14 protein-coding genes are annotated in these 19,944 nt (G+C 70.7%); 5 read left to right on the top strand and 9 right to left on the bottom strand.

All coding sequences use genetic code 11. The features are described from left to right. Positions 1-17: 17 nt before the first annotated feature. The 5 genes from ltnD to G3A44_RS04370 all read right to left on the bottom strand — a co-directional run bounded on the left by ltnD (position 18) and on the right by G3A44_RS04370 (position 4,795). A complete protein-coding gene (gene ltnD, locus G3A44_RS04390) occupies positions 18-947 on the bottom strand; it encodes an L-threonate dehydrogenase (protein ID WP_163456283.1) in 930 nt (309 codons plus the stop codon). A 41-nt stretch (positions 948-988) separates the two neighbouring features. Then, entirely contained in the window at positions 989-2,296 is a 1,308-nt protein-coding gene (locus G3A44_RS04385) for a TRAP transporter large permease (protein WP_163456282.1), read from the bottom strand. A gap of 18 nt (positions 2,297-2,314) precedes the next feature. Further along, complete coding sequence (locus tag G3A44_RS04380) at positions 2,315-2,806, bottom strand: TRAP transporter small permease (RefSeq protein ID WP_163456281.1); 492 nt, start codon at positions 2,804-2,806, stop codon at positions 2,315-2,317. A gap of 17 nt (positions 2,807-2,823) precedes the next feature. Further along, positions 2,824-3,819, bottom strand: a complete 996-nt coding sequence (locus tag G3A44_RS04375; RefSeq protein ID WP_163456280.1) for a TRAP transporter substrate-binding protein — start codon at positions 3,817-3,819, stop codon at positions 2,824-2,826. Between the two features lie 160 nt (positions 3,820-3,979). Then, the gene (locus tag G3A44_RS04370; protein WP_310734317.1) at positions 3,980-4,795 is read right to left on the bottom strand and encodes a FadR/GntR family transcriptional regulator; all 816 of its coding nucleotides are present in this window, start codon (positions 4,793-4,795) and stop codon (positions 3,980-3,982) included. A gap of 133 nt (positions 4,796-4,928) precedes the next feature. Here G3A44_RS04370 and G3A44_RS04365 point away from each other — a divergent pair, with 133 nt between their 5' ends. From G3A44_RS04365 to G3A44_RS04355, 3 genes are all read left to right on the top strand, one after another. Then, positions 4,929-6,284: a glycerate kinase type-2 family protein gene (locus G3A44_RS04365; protein WP_163456279.1), complete on the top strand. Its 1,356-nt coding sequence runs from the start codon at positions 4,929-4,931 to the stop codon at positions 6,282-6,284. Positions 6,285-6,351: 67 nt separating this feature from the next. Next, on the top strand, positions 6,352-10,839 hold the full coding sequence (locus G3A44_RS04360) for an ATP-binding protein (protein ID WP_163456278.1): 4,488 nt from the start codon (positions 6,352-6,354) through the stop codon (positions 10,837-10,839). Further along, positions 10,836-12,479 (top strand): response regulator, encoded by a 1,644-nt coding sequence (locus G3A44_RS04355; protein WP_163456277.1) that lies wholly within the window; start codon positions 10,836-10,838, stop codon positions 12,477-12,479. Before G3A44_RS04360 ends, G3A44_RS04355 begins: the two co-directional genes overlap by 4 nt. Before the next feature lie 59 nt (positions 12,480-12,538). Here G3A44_RS04355 and G3A44_RS04350 read toward each other — a convergent pair whose 3' ends face one another. Both G3A44_RS04350 and G3A44_RS04345 read right to left on the bottom strand, forming a co-directional pair. Further along, positions 12,539-12,895: a DUF1304 domain-containing protein gene (locus G3A44_RS04350; protein WP_163456276.1), complete on the bottom strand. Its 357-nt coding sequence runs from the start codon at positions 12,893-12,895 to the stop codon at positions 12,539-12,541. 62 nt (positions 12,896-12,957) lie between these two features. Further along, positions 12,958-14,568 (bottom strand): SEL1-like repeat protein, encoded by a 1,611-nt coding sequence (locus tag G3A44_RS04345; RefSeq protein WP_163456275.1) that lies wholly within the window; start codon positions 14,566-14,568, stop codon positions 12,958-12,960. 68 nt (positions 14,569-14,636) lie between these two features. Between G3A44_RS04345 and G3A44_RS04340 the strand changes: the two genes are divergently transcribed. Together G3A44_RS04340 and thiD are read left to right on the top strand one after the other, a co-directional pair. Continuing rightward, a complete protein-coding gene (locus tag G3A44_RS04340; RefSeq protein ID WP_163456274.1) occupies positions 14,637-15,071 on the top strand; it encodes a hypothetical protein in 435 nt (144 codons plus the stop codon). Between the two features lie 82 nt (positions 15,072-15,153). Next, on the top strand, positions 15,154-16,056 hold the full coding sequence (thiD, locus tag G3A44_RS04335; protein WP_163456273.1) for a bifunctional hydroxymethylpyrimidine kinase/phosphomethylpyrimidine kinase: 903 nt from the start codon (positions 15,154-15,156) through the stop codon (positions 16,054-16,056). A gap of 33 nt (positions 16,057-16,089) precedes the next feature. Here the strand turns inward: thiD and G3A44_RS04330 are convergent, their stop codons facing one another. Further along, entirely contained in the window at positions 16,090-18,186 is a 2,097-nt protein-coding gene (locus G3A44_RS04330; RefSeq protein ID WP_163456272.1) for a DUF4357 domain-containing protein, read from the bottom strand. Positions 18,187-18,350: 164 nt separating this feature from the next. Next, a complete protein-coding gene (locus tag G3A44_RS04325) occupies positions 18,351-19,631 on the bottom strand; it encodes a purine-cytosine permease family protein (RefSeq protein WP_163456271.1) in 1,281 nt (426 codons plus the stop codon). Positions 19,632-19,944: the final 313 nt, after the last annotated feature.

Genomic DNA, 19,944 nt, shown 5'->3' with positions numbered 1-19,944 from the left:
GTGGAACCTCGAAGAGATCAGCCGGCAGAGGATTCAGAGGCCCCGGGCAGGGTGATGCCCGGGAAGATCTTGATGACCGCCGAGTCGTCCTCGCGGCCGAAGCCGGCGGTGCTGGCCTGCATGAACATCTGGTGCGCGGTGGCCGACAGGGGCAGCGGGAACTTGGTGGCGCGGGCGGTGTCCAGCACCAGGCCCAGGTCCTTCACAAAGATGTCCACGGCCGACAGCGGCGTGTAGTCCGCCGCCAGCACATGGGCCATGCGGTTCTCGAACATCCAGCTGTTGCCGGCGCTGTTCGTGATCACCTCGTACAGCGCGGCGGCGTCCACCCCTTCGCGCAGGCCCAGGGCCATCGCCTCGGCGGCGGCGGCGATGTGCACCCCGGCCAGCAGCTGGTTGATGATCTTGACCTTGCTGCCGTTGCCGGCCTGCTCACCCAGGCGGTAGACCTTGGCGGCCATGGCGTCCAGCGTGCCGCCGGCCTTGGCGTAGGCGGCCGGGGTGCCGGCGGTCATCATCGTCATCTGGCCGCTGGCGGCCTTGGCGGCGCCGCCGGAGATGGGCGCGTCCAGGTACAGCACGCCCAGCGCGGCCAGGCGCGCCTCCAGCGCGATGGACCAGTTCGGGTCCACGGTGGAGCACATCACGAACAGGCTGCCCGGGCGCAGGGCGGCGGCGGCGCCGTGCTCGCCAAACAGCAGGGCCTCGGTTTGCGCGGCGTTGACCACCACGCTGACGACGATGTCCACCTGCGCGGCCAGCGCGGCCGGGCTGGCGCAGCCGGTGCCGCCTTCGGCCACGAAGGCGCTCACGGCCTCAGGGCGCACGTCGTGCACGAAGACGGGATGGCCGGCGCGGCGCAGCGAGGCGGCCATGCCGCGGCCCATGGCGCCCAGGCCGATGAGGCCCACGGCGGGCAGGGGGGAAGACGACGCAGGGGCGTTCATCGGGAGGTCTCCAGAAAGGGGGAAGAGGGCGGAGCCGGGGGTCACTGGGGCCCGATGGGGGCGACCACGGCCGGCGGGAACACCAGGTCGCGCAGGCCCAGGCTGATGCCGGGGATGTAGGTGATGAGCATCAGGCAGCCCAGCACCACCAGCACGAAGGGCAGCAGGTGGCGCACGATGCGGTCCAGCGAGATCTTGGCCACGGTGCAGGCGGCGAACAGGTTGACGCCAAAGGGCGGGGTGATCATGCCCAGCGCCAAATTCACCACCATGATCGTGCCGAAGTGCACTGGGTCCACGCCGAAGTGGCGGGCCACTGGCACCAAGATGGGCGCCAGCACGATGATGGCGGCCGAGGTCTCGATGAACATGCCGATGACAAACAGCGCGGCGTTCACGCCCAGCAGGAACCACAGCGGCGACTGCAGCACGCTCACCAGCCATTCACCAATCGCCTCAGGCACGCCGGCCCGGGTGATGAGGAAGGCGAACAGCCCGGCGTTGGCGATGATGAACATGATCACCGCGCTGGAGATGACCGATTTGCGCAGCACCGGCAGCACGTCCTGGAGCGTCAGCTCACGGTGGATGACCAGGCCGACGATGAGCGCGTAGGCCACCGCCACCACCGAGGCCTCGGTGGGCGTGAAGATGCCGCCGTAGATGCCGCCCAGGATGATGACCGGCATCAGCAGCGCCCAGGCCGCGTTGCGGCTGGCGGTGCCCACGCTCAGGCGGCCGTCGCCATCGTGCTGGCCCCAGCCCTTGTAGCGGCAGTAGAGGTGCACGAACAGCATCAGCACGCCACCAATCAGCAGGCCCGGGCCGAAGCCGGCGATGAACAGCTCGCCGATGGAGACTTCGGCCGACACGCCGAACAGGATCATCGGGATGGACGGCGGAATGATCACCCCCAGCTCGGCCGAGGTGGCCTGCAGCGCCGCCGCGTAGGGCGTGGGGTAGCCGTGCTTGATGAGCGCCGGGATCAGCACCGAGCCGATGGCGAAGGTGGTGGCCACCGAGGAGCCGGACACGGCCGCAAAGATCATGCAGGTGAGCACGCAGCTCATGGGCAGGCCGCCCTGCACGCCGCCCACCAGGCTCTTGGCAAAGTCCACCAGGCGCCGGCTGATGCCGCCGGTCTCCATCAGGTTGCCAGCCAGGATGAAGAAGGGGATGGCCGCCAGCGGGAATTTGTCGATGGCGGTGAACATCTCCTTGGGGGCCAGCACCAGGCGTTCGGGGTCGAAGACCGCGATGCCCAGCATGGCCGAGCCGCCGATGGACACGGCGATGGAGATGCTGAGCGCGAAGCCCAGCATCATGGTCACAAGCAGGGTGAGGGACATGGCAGGGGGCTCCGCGCTTTATTGAGCGTTTTCGAGTTCTTCATGGACCGGGTCCAGGTGGTGGCCCAGCACCCCCACCATGCACAGCAGGGCGCCCACCGGCAGCGCGGCATAGGCCCAGGCCATGGACAGCTCCATCGAGGCAAAGCTCTGGAAGCGCACGCGCCAGGTCAGGTCAGCCCCGTACCAGAGCAGCACCGCCAGATAGGCCAGCGCCGTGCCGGTGATGAGGTGGCGCAGCACCCCGCGCCACCACCCGGTGGCGGTGCGCAGCGCCAGGTCCACCGACACCAGCGCCCCACGGCGGAAGGCCACCGCGGTGCCCAGCATCACGCACCAGATCAGCAGCCGGCGCATGGCTTCTTCCGTCCAGCTGGAGGGCTGGGAGAAGACAAAGCGCGCGGCCACCTGCCACAGGCCCAGGGCACTGATGAGCACCAGCAGGGCGCAGGCGGCGCCCGAGGCCAGGGCGATGGCCCGGCGGTCCAGGGCCAGAAGGAGAGATCGCATGGCGGGCGTCCTTCAGATCAGCGCACGGCCTGGATGGCGGCGATCTTGTCGGCGCCGAATTCCTTGGCGAACTCGGCATAGGCCGGCGCAATGGCCTTGCGGAAGCTGGCGCCGTCGACCTGCTCGACGATCTGCATGCCATCCTTCTTCAGCTGGGCCAGGCCGTTGGCCTCGTCGTCGTTCACCTTCTTGCGGCTGGCGGCCACGCTCTTGGCGGCGGCGGCCTGGAACACCTTCTTGTCCGCCTCGCTCAGCTTGCCCCACACGCCGGGCGACACCATGATCAACGCCGGCGAATAGACGTGGCCGGTCAGCGACAGGTGCTTCTGCACTTGGGAGAACTTGGACGCCAGGATCACGCCCACCGGGTTCTCCTGCCCGTCCACCGTGCCCTGCTGCAGGGCGGTGAACACCTCGGTCATCGACATCGGCGTGGGCAGGATGCCGAAGGTCTTGTAGCCGGCCATGTGCACCTTGTTCTCCATGGTGCGCAGCTTCAGGCCGGTGGCGTCGGCGGCCGTGACGATGGGCCGCTTGTTGTTGGTCATGTGGCGGAAACCGTTCTCGCTCCAGGCCAGTGCCACCAGCCCCTTGCCCGGGAACTTGCCCAGCAGGTCCTGGCCGATCTTGCCGTCCAGCACGGCGCGGGCGTGGGCGTAATCGCGGAACAGGAAGGGGATGTCCAGCACCTTGATCTCGGGCACGAAATTGCCCACCGGGCCGGTGGAGGTGATCACCGCGTCCTGCGTGCCCAGTTGCACCGCCTCCACCATCTCACGCTCGCCGCCCAAGGCGCCGGCCGCAAAGATCTGGCACTTGATGCGACCTTGCGTGCCCTTGTCCAGCTCCTCACAGAAGGTGTTGGCGCCCACGTCGTAATGCGAACCCTTGGCCAGCACATGGCCCATCTTCAGCACCGTCTGGGCCTGGGCGGGCAGGGCGGCCAACAAGGGCAGGGCGGCGCAGGCTGCAGCCAGCAGGGACAGGGGGCGACGGGGGCGAATGGCGGTCATGCAGGTCTCCAGGCGGTGGTGAAAGAACAACCGGGTTCTTGTCCGGCTGTCAGGTTGTCATACAAATTTTGCCGGACAAACCGCACACCTCAGCATTCGTGGAAACCCCATGTAACCGCCACCGTGGCCGCCGCCCGGCGCGAGGCCGGCCGGGGCCGCGTCAGCGCGTCGTCCGTTCGCCCAGTTCGGCCCGCAGGCGTTCGGCCAATTGCCGGCCGCGCGCCGCCCAGAAGGCGGGATCGGCCTGGCCCATGCGCTGGGCGGCGTTGACCATGTGCTGGGCGCCGGCAAAACGCGCGGCCACCACGTCACCCTCGGCAATGGCCCGCACGATGGCGGCGTGCTCGGCGCGCACTTCCTGCTGCATGCGGTCCTGCGTGGCCTCGTTGGCCCGGGTCACGCGCATGGCGCCGGTGAGGAATTGGCCCAGGTGGGCGAGGGTGGCCAACAAAAAGGGATTGCCCGCCGCTTGGGCGATGGCAGCGTGAAAGGCCATGTCTTCCTCCACGCCCTCACTGCCTGCGGCCACCGCCGCTTCCAAGGTCTGCAGCGCCGCCTGAATGGGCGCCAAGGTGGCCGGCGTCACCCGCGCGGCGGCCAGCGCGGCGGCTTCAGCCTCCAGCGCGCGGCGCACCTCCACCATCTGCAGCACCGCCTCCACCGAGCCATCCGGCGCCAACAGCAGGGGCTGCGCGGTGGCCGCCTCCGGCGGGCGGCGCACATAGGCGCCCGAGCCCTGGCGGGACTCGATCAGGCCCAGGGTCTTGAGCCGTGAGAGGGCCTCGCGCACCACGGTGCGGCTCACGCCAAAACGCTCCACCAGCGCGGCCTCGGTGGGCAGGCGCTGGCCGGGCTGAAGTTGTCCTTCGCGGATACCGCCGGCCAGCGCGTCGGCCAGTTGCTCGGACAGTCGTGCGCCCAGCTTCACGGCCGGCAGGGCAGACAGGGGGAAATCGGCGTCGGCGGGGGCGTTCACGGCAAGCGGGGTTTCAAAGCTGTATGACAACAATATAAGCTACACCCTGTCCGACACGTACGTTGCACCGGGCATTTGGTCTGTTTTCGCCCCCCTCCATCCACAGACACCGCCGCGTCCCGGCCCCTTCTGCATGAGCCTGCCCACCCCGCCTGCCACCTCCACCCTGGACCCCCGCGCCCTGCTGCGCGACATGTTCCAAGCCGCCGTGGCCCGGGTGCAGCCCCGCCGCTGCATCGCCCCGCACCTGCCGGCCCAGCCGCCGGTCGGCCGCACCGTGGTCATCGGGGCCGGCAAGGGATCCGCCGCCATGGCCCAGGCGCTGGAAGAGGCGCTGGACGCCGCCTGGGGTCCGGCCTACGCCGCCAGTGGCCGGCTCAGTGGCACGGTGGTCACGCGCTACGGTTATGCCGTGCCGTGCCGGCACTTGCGCATCATTGAAGCCGCCCATCCGGTGCCCGATGACGCCAGCCTGGCCGCTGCCCAGGCCCTGCAGGCCACGGTGGCCGGCCTGTCGGCCGATGACCTGGTGATCGCGCTCATCTCCGGCGGCGGTTCTTCGTTGCTGGTGGCGCCGGGCCCGGGCCTTACCCTGGCCGACAAGCAGGCCGTCAACCGCGCCTTGCTGGCCAGCGGCGCCACCATCAGCGAAATGAACTGCGTGCGCCGCCACCTCTCGGCCATCAAGGGCGGCCGGCTGGCGGCGGCCTGCGCCCCGGCTCGGGTGCTGACGCTGGTGGTGTCGGATGTGCCGGGTGACCGGCCGGTGGACATCGCCTCCGGACCCACGGTGGGCGACGCCAGCACCACCGCCGATGCCCGCGCCATCCTGGCCCGCTACGGCCTGCTGGCCACGCTGCCGCCGGCCGTTGCCGCGCTGCTGGACCGGCCCGAAGCCGAATCGGTGCCACCCGGCGACCCCCGCCTGGCCGGGCACGCCGTGCGCCTGATCGCCACGCCTCAGCAGGCGCTGGAGGCGGCGGCCGAGGTGGCCCGTGCCGCCGGCGTGACCCCGGTGATCCTCGGCGACAGCCTGGAGGGCGAGGCCCGCGACGTGGGCCAGGTGCTGGCCGCCATCGCCCGCCAGGCGGCCACCCGCGGCCAGCCCCTGACAGGGCCCTGTGTGCTGCTCTCCGGGGGCGAGACCACCGTCACCTTCCGCCCACCCGCCGACGGCAGCGCGCCCGACTGGGGCCGCGGCGGGCGCAATGTGGAGTGCCTGCTGGCCGCCGCCCTGGCGCTGGACGGCCAGCCCGGCGTGTGGGGCCTGATGGCCGACACCGATGGCGTGGACGGGGTGGAGGAGGTGGCCGGTGCCTTCCTCACCCCCGACACCCTGACCCGTGCCTGGGCGCTGGGCCGGCCGCCGCGCCAGAGCCTAGACCGCCACGACGGCCACGGCTTCTTTGGCGCCCTGGGTGACGCCCTGGTGACCGGGCCGACGATGACCAATGTCAACGACTTCCGGGCGCTGCTGGTGATGCCCTGAGAAACCGCGGGGCACTGGCCGGCGGGCCCGTTCTGTCGCAACATGGGGCAGGCGCCCCCTGCCCGTGATGACCGACCCTACGTCCGCCCCCCTGCCGCCCGCGGCCCCCGCCACGCCCAGCCCCAACGGCGAGGCGGGGCGCGCCGCGCTGCTGGGGCAGAGCATGGTGGCCATCATCGCCTTCAGCCTGGCGTCGGTCCTGTTGCGGGCGGTGGTCTACCCCCGCGGCTCGGTCATGGCTACCTTGCCGGTGGGCATGGGCCTGCTGGTGCTGCTGCCGCTGGTGGCGGCCCTGGGCCTGCCCTGGCGCGGACGCCAGCGCCTGGCCGAGCTGCGCCGGCCGCTGCTGGCCCTGGCCGGGGTGGCGGCGCTGCTGCTGCTGGTGGTGGCCAGCCTGGGCGGGCTGCGGCCCTGGCGCCAGCTGGTGCCGCTGGCGGCGGTGCTGGCCCTGACTTGGCATGTGCTGGGCCACGGCGTCGACCCGGGCGCGCCCGCAGGCCGGCCCTGGGGGGGGTGGCCGCTCCACTGGGGGCCGCCGCCCCGGCGCCCGCAGTGGGTGCTGGGTCTGGCGGTGCCGGTGTTCCTCCTGGCGTTGACCGTGCTCACGCTGCGCGCCACCGGGCCCGGCACCTCCGCCGGTCTGCCCGAGGCGCACCTGATGTACCGCGGCGCCGGCATGTTCCTGCTGCTGCTGATGGGCTGGGCGCACCAGTGGTCGCTGCATGCCCGCGACCCCGCCGGCGACCACCGGCTGGCGCTGACCTCCGGGCTGGGGGGCTTTGTGCTGGGCATGATGGCCCTGCACAACCTGCTCTACCCCTGGCTGCAGGCCCACAGCACTGTGCAGCCGGTGGCGCCCTTGAGCCTGATGTTCTTTCCGCTGGGTGCCGCGGTCTTGCTGGCCCTGCGGCGCTGGCCGGGAGAGACCACGCTGCGCCTGGCCTTGATGGTCCTGCTGTTCACCATCGTCACCTCCATCTGGCGCAACGGGGCGGTGGCCCTGGCTTTCTTGAGCCTGCTGGCCTACGCCCTGGCGGTCATGCTGCCGGCCAGGGCCTGGCGCACCATGCTGGGCCTGTGGCTGGCGGTGCTGGCCACCACCGGCGCCGTGCTGCCGGCCGAGGCGCTGCAGCCCTGGTTCCTGCAAGCGCTGCAGGCCACCGGGGTGCTGGCGCTGACCCTGCACTGGGCGCGCTCGCTGCCCGCCACGGCCCAGGCCGCGGCCTGGCCGGCCCCGTCGCCGCCCGCCGCCGCGGTGCCGCAGCGCCTGGCCCTGCCACCGCTGGCGGCGGAGCAGGCAGAGGCGGGCGCCACCCCTTCGGGTCGCCAGGACAGCACCAGCCGCCATGTGGGCGTGGCCACCGGGACGCTGGTGCTGCTCTTGGCGGGCCTGGCCGGCTGGCAATGGCGCGACGACCGTCTGCAGGCCGCCCACCAGGTCCAGCAGGCCACGGTGGAGGCCAGCCTGCAGTCCTTGTCCACCTACCTGCTGCTGGTGGAGCAGCTGCCGCACGCCATGTCGCCGCTGCTGGCCTGGGCCGACCCCACGCCCGAGGTCTTTGCCGGCTGGTCGGCCGAGCTGTTGCGGCCCATGGGGCCGGGCCTGTCCCTGCAGTGGGCGCCCCAGGGCCGCCTGGCGCTGGGGGCTCCCCGCGCCCTGGCGCCAGCGGTACGCGGCCTGGACTTGCGCGAGCACCCGGGCAACGGCACCACGGTGCGCCAGCTGCTGCAGACCGGCCAGGGCGGGTGGAGCCCGGTGTTCCCCAAGGTGGAGGGCGGGCAGGCCATCGCCTACTTCCTGCCGGTGGCCTCCGGCAGCCCCAGCGGCCCTGCGGACGGCACGGCGCCGACCACCCGTGGCCTGGCCCTGGCCATCCTGCACCTGCCCGAAGGCCTGGCCGAACTGCCCCCGCTGCGCGACGCAACCCTGCCGCTGCGCCTCTGGCTGGCGCCGCCGGGGCAGCCCTTCCGGCTGGCCTGGCAGAACGAAGCCGCCACGGCCCTGGACCCACCGCTGCTGCCCACGGGCGATGAGGCGCCGCCCGCCGGCTGGCTGCGCGAGCAGGGTGAGGTGGAGGTCCTGGCCCGGCTGCCTGCCGCGCGCCCGGACGCGGCTGCCCTGGTGCGCCGGGCTCCCGGCCTGCAGCTGCGGGTGGAGGTCGGGCCCCCCCGGGGGGGAGCGCCTGCCGGGCTGACCACCCTGGCCCAGGTGGCGTTGCTGGCCGCGCTGCTGTGTGGTTGGTTGTCCAGCGAGTTCACCCGGCACCGGCTGGCCTCGGCGCGGGCCGGACGCCTGGCCGCTGAGCTGGGCACCACCGCCCGGCTGCTTGATGAATCCGTCACCGGCATGCTCCTGTTTGACGGTGAGGGCCGGCTGGTGCTGGCCAATGAGGCCGGCTTGCAGCAGATGGGGCGGGCCCATGGCACCTTGTCGGATCTGCCCCTGCTGGCTGCGCCTGACCTGCAGGCCCTGGCTCGTCAGACCTTGGCCGATGGGCTGCCGCGAGAGCAGGCGGTGGACCTGCCCGGCCCTGCAGGCAGCCCCGGCGTGCGCAGCCTGGTGCTCCACCTGGGTCGCACCCGGCTGGCCGGGCAGCCCCACCTGCTGCTGCAGGCGGTGGACATCAGCCGCCAGCGCCAGGAGCAGCAGGCCGCCGAACAGGCGCGCCGGGAGGCCGAGGCCAACCGCGAGCGCCTGGCCCACGCCGCTGAGGCGGCGCAGCTGGGGGTGTGGATCCGTGAGCTGCCTTCCGAGCGCCTGATCTGGGATGCCCGCATGTTCGAGCTCTACGGGCTGCCGGCGCCGTCCGCCACCCCGGCCGTGCTGGAGGTGCCGCTGTGGCGGCCCCTGGTCCACCCGGAAGACTTGCCCGTGGTGGAGGCCAGTCGCCTGGCCTTGGTGGAGGGCCGGGGCGTGTATGACCCGGTGTTCCGCATCGTGCTGCCCGATGGCCGCCTGCGCTGGCTGGAAGGTTCGGCCTACCTGGAGCGCGACCCGCAGGGGCGGCCCACCCGGGTCATCGGCTTCTCGCGCGATGTGACCGCCGCCCGCATGGCCCGCGAGGCGCTGGAGACCGCGTTGGCCGCGGCCCAGGCAGCCAGCCAGGCCAAGAGCCGCTTTCTGGCCACCATGAGCCATGAGCTGCGCACCCCCCTGAACGCCATGCTGGGCACCGCCCAGCTGCTCATGCGGCCGGACGTGTCCGAGGCCCAGCGCGTGCGCTGGGCCGGTACGGTGCTGGAGGCCGGCCACGGCCTGCTGGCCCAGGTCAACCAGGTGCTGGACTATTCCAAACTCGAGGCCGGACAGCCCGGGCTGGCGACCGAGCCCTTCCGGCCCGGCTGGCTGCTGGCCGATGTGGCGGCCCTGTTCCGGCCCCTGGCACAGCAGAAGGGCCTGGCCCTGTCCTGGCACTGGGCCGGACCGGGTGACGAGCCCGCCTGCCAGGGCGATGCTGGCAAGCTGCGCCAGATGTTGGCCAACCTGGTGTCCAACGCCCTGAAGTTCACGACCCGCGGCCAAGTGACACTGTCGGCCCGAGCCACCGGCACCCTGGGCGGCGACGGCTGCCTGGAATTCAGCGTGCGCGACACCGGGCCGGGCATCGCGGCGCAGTCCCAGGCGCGGCTGTTCCTGCCCTTCTCGCAGGTGGATGATCCCATGACCCGCCCACACGGCGGCACCGGACTGGGCCTGGCCATCGTGCGCGGGCTGGCCCGCGCCATGCAAGGCGAGGCCGGGGTGGAGAGCCGCCCCGGGCAGGGCGCCCGCTTCTGGTTCACCGCCCGCTGCGCGCCGGCCGACCAGCCCCTGCCCGCCCAGCGGCCGGCATTGGCGGCCCCGGCATTGCCCCCGTTGCGCGGGGAGGTGCTGGTGGCCCAGGACGAAGGGCCTGCCCGCGAACTGCTGCTGGCCAGCCTGACTGCCCTGGGCCTGAGCCCGCGGGCGGTGCCCGCCGCGGCGCTGGTCTGCGCCGACGGGTCAGGGTCAGGCCTCGGCCCTGCGGCTGCCGCGCCGGCCGTGGTGCTGTGGGCGTTGTCCGGCACGGTAGGGCAGCTGCCCCCGGCGCTGCAGGCCCCCGGCGCCCCGCCGGTGCTGGCCTTGGTGGCCGATGCGCTGCCCGCCACCCGCCACGCGGTCTTGCAGGCCGGTTTTGCCGAGGTGCTCAGCCCACCGCTGCCGCTGGAGCGCCTGCATGAGGTCCTGGCGCGATGGACCGCCACCCCGGACCCCGGTGCGGCCGCGGCGGCCAGCGGTCCGTCGGCCGACGGCGGGCCTTCCGCCCGGCCGCCCGACCCGCTGCAGGCCGCCGCGCTGCGCCTGGCCCTGCCCGGTGTGCAGGCGCTGCTGGCCCAGCGCAAATACGCAGCCGTCGAGGCGCTGGAGCAGCTGGTCCGCCAGGGTCAAGGCGGCCCCTGGGCCGCGCCACTGGAGCAGGCGCGCCAGGCCCTGGACCGCATGCGCTACGAGGATGCCCTGCAACCCCTGGCCGACCTGGCCGCACGGCTGGACCGTGAGGCCGGGGCCGCCGATGCCGTGAGCCCGCCCCCATGAATGTCCCCACACCGCAGACGGTGCTCATCGTCGATGACGTGCCCGAGAACCTCCACACCCTGGGCCGCGCCCTGGCCGGCGAGTTCGACCTGAGCATTGCCACCTCGGGGCCGGAATGCCTGCGGCTGGCCACCCAGTCGCCCCCCGCCCTGATCCTGCTGGACATCATGATGCCGGGCATGGACGGCTTTGCCACTTGCAGGGCGCTGCGCGCCGACCCGCTGTTGTGCGAGGTGCCCGTCATCTTCCTGACCGGGCTGGCCGATGCGCAGGCCGAGCAGGAAGGCTTGGCCCTGGGGGCGGTGGACTTCATCACCAAGCCCATACAGCTGGACATCGCCCGCCAGCGCATCCGCAACCAGCTTGAGCGCGAGCGGCTGCGCGCGGCCCTGGGCGCCGAGCGTGACCGCCTGGAAGCGCTGGTGGAGGCCCGCACCCGCAGCCTGCAGGCGGCCGCCGAGGCCGCCGAGGCCGCCAGCCGTGCCAAGAGCCGCTTCCTGGCCAACATGAGCCATGAGATCCGCACCCCGCTCAACGCCATCCTGGGCATGACCCACCTGCTGCGCGAAGAGGTGGGGCCGGGCCAGGCCGCCGACCGGCTCAACAAGATTGAGGGCGCTGCCCAGCACTTGCTGGGCGTGATCAACGATGTGCTGGACCTGGCCCGGGTGGAGGGCGGCAAGCTCCCCCTGGAATGTGTGGACTTCGGGCGCGAGGACCTGCTGGACCGGGTGGCCGACCTGCTGGCCGAGTCGGCCCGGGCCAAGGGGCTGGCCTTGCGGGTGGAGGGCTCAGGCCTGCCCGCCCGCCTGCGTGGCGACCCCACCCGCCTGCGCCAGTGCCTGCTCAACCTGGCCGGCAATGCACTGAAGTTCACCGCCAGCGGCCACATCGACCTGCGTGGCGGGGTGGAGGCGACCCTGCCCGAGGGCCGCCTGCGCCTGCGCTTTGAGGTGGAGGACAGCGGCATTGGCATCGACCCGCAGGCCGCCGAGGCACTGTTTGGCGAGTTCACCCAGGCCGACGCCAGCACCACGCGGCAGTATGGCGGCACGGGTCTGGGGCTGGCCATCACCCGACGGTTGGCCGAGTGCATGGGGGGCGCGGCCGGCGTGCGCAGCCGCCCGGGCCAGGGCAGCTGCTTCTGGTTCACCGCCGAGGTGGAGGCCGCCGCGCCGGTGCCGGCCGCGCCGGCGCCTGGGCCGGACGACCTGCAGGCCGCGCGCGAGCGGCTGCGCCAACGCCACGCCGGCCAGCGCCTGCTGCTGGCCGAGGACAACCCGGTGAGTGCCGAGGTGGCCCGCGCCCTGCTGGAACTGGCAGGGCTGACGGTGGATCTGGCCGAGGACGGCCTGCAGGCCGTGGCCATGGCACGCCGCCACGACTACGCCCTGGTGCTGATGGACATGCAGATGCCGCGGCAGGACGGCTTGACCAGCACCCGTCAGCTGCGGTCGCAGCCCGACTGGCCGCAGCGACCCATCATCGCCATGACCGCCAATGCCTTTGGCGAGGACCGCCAAGCCTGCCTGGACGCCGGCATGGAGGACTTCATTGCCAAACCGGTGGAGCCGCTGGGGTTTTACCTGTGCCTGCTGCGCTGGCTGGACGCGCCGGCGGGGGCCGCGCCCGGGCGCTGAGGCGGCGGCCGCGGCCCGCCCGCACCGCTTGCAATGCCTGTGCGTTCAGCGGCCCCGTTTCAGGCCAGGGCCAGCAGCACCAGGCCCAGGGTGGCCGGTACGGTCTGGATGAACAGGATCTTGCGGGCGGCGGTGGCCGCCCCATAGAGCCCGGCCACCGCCACGCAGCCCAGGAAGAACACCAGCACCCCGGTGCCGGCGGCGCCCAGCCACAGGCCCCAGAACAGGCCCGCGGCCAGGAAGCCGTTGTAGAGCCCCTGGTTGGCCGCCAGGACCTTGGTGGCGGCGGACTGTTCCGCGGTCATGCCAAAAGCCTTGCGGCCCTTGGGTGTGTCCCAGAGAAACATCTCCAGCACCAGGATGTACACATGGAGCAGGCCCACAAGAAGGGCGACGAGGTGGGCAGCGGTGGTCATGGTCGCATCCTAGCCTTGAGCGGGGCAAAGCCTGTCACCTGTGCGGCATGGCGCGGCGCGGCTCAGAAGGGCCAGAAACCGCCGCTGCGGTTGGCCGAGAGGGCGCCGCCCAGGGTCTGCTTGATCAGGTCGTGCAGCTCGGCCATCTGCCCTGGCGCAAAGCCGGTGAACACCAGCTGCAACACCCGTTCCTTGACCCGCAGCAGCGCCACCGCGTCCAGCTGGGTGCCGTCGGGGCTGGAGCGCACCATCACCAGGCGCGCCTCGTCCTGTTCCAGCTCCCCCTCCACTTTGTAGCGCCCCTCCTGCACGGCGCCTTCCATCGCCCGGCGGGTCTGCTCCTGCAGGGACTTGAACAGGGCCGGCGTGACGGCCACCGCGTCGTCCTGCTGGTGGCGGCTGATCTCGATGTTGCGCAGGCGGCCCGGCATGCCCAGACGGGCGCGGTCGTGGTCCTCCTGAGAGGTCAGCGACATCAGCACGGCACGCACGGCGGGCTCGTTGGGGTTGATGCCCTGCATCCATTCCAGCACCGCCCAACTGTTGACATAACCTCGCGGCGCCGGCACGCGCAGCTCCACCCCCCCCATCTGCAGCCGGTCGTTGCGGCTCAGCGGGGCGGGGGCCTCGGCCAGCACCTTGAACGGCACGGTGGGCTGGAAGGCCTCGGCGCGCGCCTGCACGCGGCTGAGCTGGCCGTCGTTGAGCTCGCGCGAGAGGGTCACGCGCTGCTGCTGCGCACGCTCGACCACCAGAGGACTGAAACGGTCCCGCGCCGCCACCGAATACCAAAAGTAGGCTTCGGTCGGGCTGCGCGGCACGCCGGCACCACGGCGGAACAGGTCGGCCAGCTGCTCCTGGGCGAAGGCCCAGCCCTGGCGCGCCGAGGCGTCGATCCAGCGCGCGGCGGTCTTCTCATCCCGGCCCACCCCCCGCCCCCAGAGGTGGGCCAGGCCCACCGCCAGCTGGGCCTCGGGGTCGTGCCGCTCCGCTGCCCGGCGGTACCAGTCCAGGCCGGCCGCCTCATCCGCCGTCACCCCATGGCCATAGGTCAGCGCGCGGGCATAAGCCACCATCGAGCCCAGGTGCTGGCGTTCAGCGCCGTGTTTGTAGAGGGCCGCGGCGCCGGCTTCGTCCTTGGCGGCCCCCACGCCGCTCTGCAAGGCCATAGCGTAGTACAGCCGGGCGTCGTCGTGGTCCTGTTCCGTCATCAGGCGCTTGAAGAGGGTCACGCCCGCCACCTCGTCACGCGGCACGCCCCACCAGCCCCAGCGCAGCGCGCGGCCCAGCACCAGGGTGCCCTGGGTGTGGCCGGCGGCCTCCAGGCTGCGCAGCAGGCGCATGGCCTCGTCTCCGTCCTTGGACATGCCCCGGCCATTGCCGGCGCTGTAGGCCAGGGCCAGCCGGGCGTCCAGGTGCCCTCGGTCGGAGGCGCTGCGCAGCAGCTGCGTGGCCCGGGCCTCGTCCTTGGCACCGCCCTGGCCCTCCTGCCACAGCCTTGCCAGTTCATACTGCGCCTTGGGATCCTGTGGCGCGGCCTCAAACTCCGCCCGGGCACGGACGGCATCCCGCCGGGCCAGGGCCTCCAGACCCTCGGCATGTCCGGCCCAGGCCGGGGCCACCAGGCTGGCCCAGCCCAGCAGGCCCGCCACCAACGCGCCCGCTCCCAGCACGCCCGCACTCCGCCCCGCCCGGTGCCAGGTGCGCCTTTGTCCTGCGGTCATCTTCCTGCCCCTCTTGTATGAAAACTTTGCATTCTGGCCCGTTGCTGCACCGGCTGGCCGTCCTGGTGGTGATCGCTTCATGGGTGGGCGCGGCGCTGGCTTTGCCGGCAGGCAACGGCCCGGCCCAGGGGGTGCCTGCCCCCGGTGTGGCCACGGTGGTCTGGGACTGCGAGCCGTTCTACCTGCCCGCGCGCAGCCGCTGGCCGCGCCAGGTGGCCCTGGACCACGACGGTCAGCGCCTTCTGGCCCTGCGCATTGACGGCCTGGCGGTGCACAGCTTCCAGGTGGAAGGGGAGCAGGTGTTCACCGCGTTGGACAACGAACGCATTGCCCTGGACCTCGCCCAGGGGCTGTGGCAGAGCGATTTCCGCGGCAAGGCCCGTGGCCAGGGGCCCTGCACCCGCAGCGGGGCCTTGCCCCAGACGGCGACAATGCCCGCCGCGCGGCCCTGAACCCCGTCTGTGGGCCCTGGTCCACGCCCGGCACCGCCCTGGCCGCCTCTCCCTTGTCTTACCGCGCCATCTCAATTGCCCCATGAGCGACATCCTCCGCCCTGCCGATCCGTCAACGCCCGCTGCCGCGGTCCCCACGGCGCGTTATGTCCGCGTGCTCACCATCGCCGGCTCTGACAGCGGTGGCGGTGCCGGCATCCAGGCCGACTTGAAAACCATGGCCGCCCTGGGCTGCTACGGCATGAGCGCCATCACCGCCATCACGGCGCAAAACACCCAGGGCGTGCGCGCCATCCAGGCCCTGCCGCCCGAGCTGCTGGCCCAGCAGATCGACGCGGTGGTGGAGGACATCGGCGTGGACGCCGTCAAGATCGGCATGCTGCACGACCCCGCCGTGGTGCAGGTGGTGGCCCAGGCCATCCGCCGCCACCGCTTTGCCCATGTGGTACTGGACCCGGTGATGGTGGCTGCCAGCGGCGACAAGCTCATCGCTGAAGAGACCGTGGCCGTGCTGGTGCGCGAGCTGTTCCCGCTGGCCAGCGTGATCACCCCCAACCTGGACGAGGCCGCCTGGCTGCTGGGCCGCCCCATTGCCGCCGTGGACGACCTGGCCCCCGCCGCCCAGGCCCTGCACGCCCTGGGCGCACGCGCCGTGCTGGTCAAGGGGGGCCACCTGCCCGGTGCCCAGGTGAGTGACGTGCTCTTGCTGGACACGGCGGCCAATGCCCACGAGCCCGCCCTGCACCGCTGGCACGACGAACGCATCCCCAGCCGCAACACCCACGGCACCGGCTGCACCCTCTCCAGCGCCATTGCCTGCCACCTGGCCCTGGGCCTGGCGCTGGAACCCGCCGTGGTGGCTGCCCGCGCCTACGTGCGCGAGGCCTTGCTGGCCGGCGCCGACCTGAAAGTGGGCCACGGCCACGGCCCCCTCAACCACGGGCATGCGCCGAAGGCGGCGGTGAGGGTTGCTCTGATCAGTTGAGTGCACCTGGGCCAGCGCGGCCCGTGCTGTGGGTCAAGCTTGTTCAGGTGGTGCGCTGTCCAGCAAGTCGCCGTAGCTCATCAGGGTGTTGGGCAGTTTCCACGTTGTTGTGCCACGGTCAGATCGGCCCAGCACGGTGGCGGAAGCGGCGCTGGCGCTGTTGAACACGGTGTCTTCGGTGAAGTAGCGGCGTTGGCCGTCAGGGGTCAATGGCAAGCGTCCGCTTTCGATCAAAGTCTGTCGGTGTAATTGGTAACCACCGTCTACACCAATCCACTCTTTTCGTGCCAGCGAGCCTGCCAACACCGTGAATTGCGTGCCATCGACGCGGGCTTTCGCATGCAGGCCGAGTTTGGAGCTTTGCAGTTCGAACACCAAGCCATGCCCGCCCAGTGCCACCTGGGTTTGCAGCGTGGCGCGGTGCTGTTCGAGGCTTTGGCGGTCTTGCAGGCGCCAGTGGGCCTCCAGCTTCGCCAGCAACGCCTTCTGGCGCTGTTCGATGACCTCTGCTGTCCACTCCGCATGGGTCAGCACCTGGGTGGTGAGCGCAAACAGGCACACGCCACCTTTCTGAAAGTAAGCGGTCTTTTTCTTGTCGAACTCAAAGTTGCTGGCCGCGCTATTCTTGTTTCGGCTCAGCAGGGCGAGGTTGCCTAAGCGATGAACCCAAAACTGGTGGGCTTGGGGGTCGCTCACCCACTGCAGCCACTGGCTGCGTGGGGCGGGCTGCTGGGGCAATACATGTTCAACCGAGACATTCGCCAGCTTGAACTTGACCGCTTGATCCGACAGCAATTGATCAAGGCGCTGCAACAGCACCGCCAGCACGCGAGGGGCGTGAGTCTCGTAAAGCGGTCCGTTGAGCGCCTCGTAGGTCTCATGCTGCTCTTGCGGGGACAACTGCAGCGGGGCGTTGGCTACATGCAGATCGGCACCGACCTCAATGGCGGTGGTCAGCAATGAAAAGCGCTCAATCCGGTCGTTGATCCCTGACTTGCGGGCCAGCATCGAATACGCCAGCCGTTCCAAATCACGCAAAAAGGCCAGCAAGGCTGGTGGTTTAGAGTGGTGTCGGACGAAAAAGGCCAGCGCTGGTGGCACCCAATCGGTGAACTCCAGGCGATTCAGCCAGCCCAGGGTGTCATTGACCTCCTCGGCCAGATGAGTCGCAGAGAACGACTCATCACGGATGACCTTGAAGGCGCGTGCCATGGGAATAAGCACGTCGTCCATGAAGGCCACAGGGTTGGCCTTGGGCTTCACATGGTCGGTGAACTCTTTGAGCAATGTGCCTTTGGATTTGGCCTTGCGGAACACCGTGCGGATGTGGCTGAACAGCTCGCCAAAAGCATCGCCGCCCAACGATTCTTCAAAATCTTCCCACTGGCGCGTGTAATCCTCGCGGCGCTCTTGTGTGATGGCGCCGGTGATTTCCGCTTTCAAAATGTCAGTGGCACTCAAGTCGAGCCCCCGGCTGTTGAGCACTCCAAAAATGCGGTATGCCGAATCTAGATCTGGCGTAGCTACCACGACCAAAAAGCACCGTGTCACGATGAACTGCACAAGCTCCACTCGCTGGGCGTCGTCAAGGTCTTGTAGGCGTTCTAGGAAGAGTTCAGCGTTGGCTTTCAGCCGCGCCTGTGCATCCGGCAGCGCGGTGCTGATGTGTTCTAGCTGGCTCAAGCCGCCTTCATGCTGGATGTATTGCCGGAAAAACGCTTGATCACGCTCGCGCAGCGTCAGGCGGTAGCTGGCCGGCAGGTTCTGAATGACGTTGGGCTTTTGGTAGATGCAAGCACTGATGCCAATCTGCACCTCGGGGCTTTTCACCGTCGCCCGGATCGCGGAAAGCAGCAGCGTGAGCGTGGTCAAACGCTGTTGCCCGTCCACTACAGTGGCGTCTGGAACGCCTTCACTTTGGATGAGCACGATGCTGCCGAGGAAGTACGGCGCTGCCTCTTGCAGATTCGTGCCCGCGGCTGCTGAGGCCGCTAGCACGTCATCCAAAAGTTCTTCCGCCTGTTCGGTGCCCCAAGCGTAGGGCCGCTGGTAGCCCGGAATCGTGAAGAGGTAGTCGCTGCTGAAGATCTTTGACAGCGGCTGTTCTTTGGCGGAAAGCAGGCGGGACATGGGTGCGTCATCGTGGCGTTGAGGAGGACAGGTTCAGTGATTGGCGCACTGGCCATCGACCGATCCTATAGCGCCACTGATTGTCGCGTTGATGCTGCACTCACGCCGTCGCAAAGAAGAAACGGGCCGTGTAGGCCCGCTTGTTCATCCAGGCAAGGCGCCCTTCAACGTCCACGCACCACCCAGCCCAGAGCCAAGGTCAGGGCCAGGGCCGGCAGGGCCGAGCCCAGGCTGGGCCACCAGGCGGCGCCGGCGTGGAAGCAGGCGATGCCCAGCAGCCACACGGCTGCGGGGGCCCAGCGCACGGCGCGTTCGGTGGGCAGCTCGGCGGCGCTGCGGCCGGCCAGTTGGGAGATCACCACGCCGAACAGCGGCACAAAGATGCTGCTGAGCATGAGCAGGAAGGGTTCCAAGCCATGCATGTCCAGGGCCAGGGCAGCCAGGGTGGCGGCCACGGCCAGGCCCAGGCCGGCGTGGCGGATGCTCAGGCCGCGCCGCAGGAAGTTGATGGACACGGCGCCGGAGTGCACGTCGCCAAAGGCGTTGTCGGCCTCGTCGATCAGGATCAGGCCCAGCGCCAGCAGGCCGCCCTGGGCCAGCAGCAGGGTGCTCACCAGATCGGCGCCTTGCGGGGCGGTGCTGACCACCAGGATGCCCAGCGTGTAGCACCAGATGTTGGCCACGGCGTAGCCCAGCCAGGTGCCGCGCAGGGCGCTGCCGGCGCTGCGGCCATAGCGGGCGTAGTCGGCCACCAGGGGCAGCCAGGACACGGGCATGGCCACCACCAGGTCGATGCCGGCCAGGAGGCTCATGCCACCGGCGCCAGGCCGGGTCCACCAGGCGTCAAAGCCCTGGGCGGCCAGGCGCGAGCCGAACTGCCAGGTCAGCCACAGCAGCGACAAGATCACCAGCGGAAGACCGAAGCGGCTGACAAAGCGGCGCACCAGGCCGATCATGGTGCCGCTGGCCAGCGCCAGCAGCAGGCCGCCCCACAGCAGGGTGGCGGCCCAGGTCAGCCAGCTGGCCTCCAGGCCGATGAGCTGCTTGACGATGGCGGCGGTGCCGTCGCGCATGACCACCAGCTCAAAGGCGGTCCAGCCCAGCAGCTGCACCACGTTCAGGCCCACGGGCAGCAGGGCAAAACGGCGGCCCAGGCTGCGGCTGATGAGGGCCGAGCTGGACAGGCCCAGGGTGCAGCCGATGCGGGCCACCAGGGCCAGCAGGCCGGCGCCCAGCACGGAGCCCAGCAGCACCGCCAGCAGCGCCTGTTGCGGGCTGAGCGCGGGCATGAGGTAGGCGCCCACCTGCATGACCAGCAGGCCCACGCCCAGGCTGAACCACAGCGCGGCGTGGTCGGAGAAGCCGAAGACACGCTCGGCGGCGGGCACGGGCGTAAGCGCGTCGTGCGCCACGTCGGTGGCGGAAGAGGAGGAGACGGTGGACATGGGTGGGTACGGCTTTCATCGGCCCGCCCCGGCAGGCCAGACCGCGCGACCGGTGCTGGACACCGTCACCGCCGCGCTCTGCACGGCCGCACGGTCACGCCTGACCCGATTCACCCAGCTTTCCCTGCGCGAGGATGACCTCACAGGTTCAAAGGGACTCTCTCAGCCACCTGCGGCGGCGCACAGGCCACATGGACGCTGTTTGCACGCCGGGGCGGCACCCCCAGCAAAGTTCAAGCCTTCGGCATTGCCGAAAGCCCGCGCGATTCTAGCCAGGGGGCGCCGGTGCCCGGGCGGTGCCCCTGCGGCGTGT

It is taken from the genome of Ideonella livida, assembly GCF_010499455.1.
GTDB classification, from domain to species: domain Bacteria; phylum Pseudomonadota; class Gammaproteobacteria; order Burkholderiales; family Burkholderiaceae_C; genus Ideonella; species Ideonella livida.
Note: the sequence above shows the minus strand (reverse complement) of the source record. Positions and strands in the feature narration are given on the sequence as shown.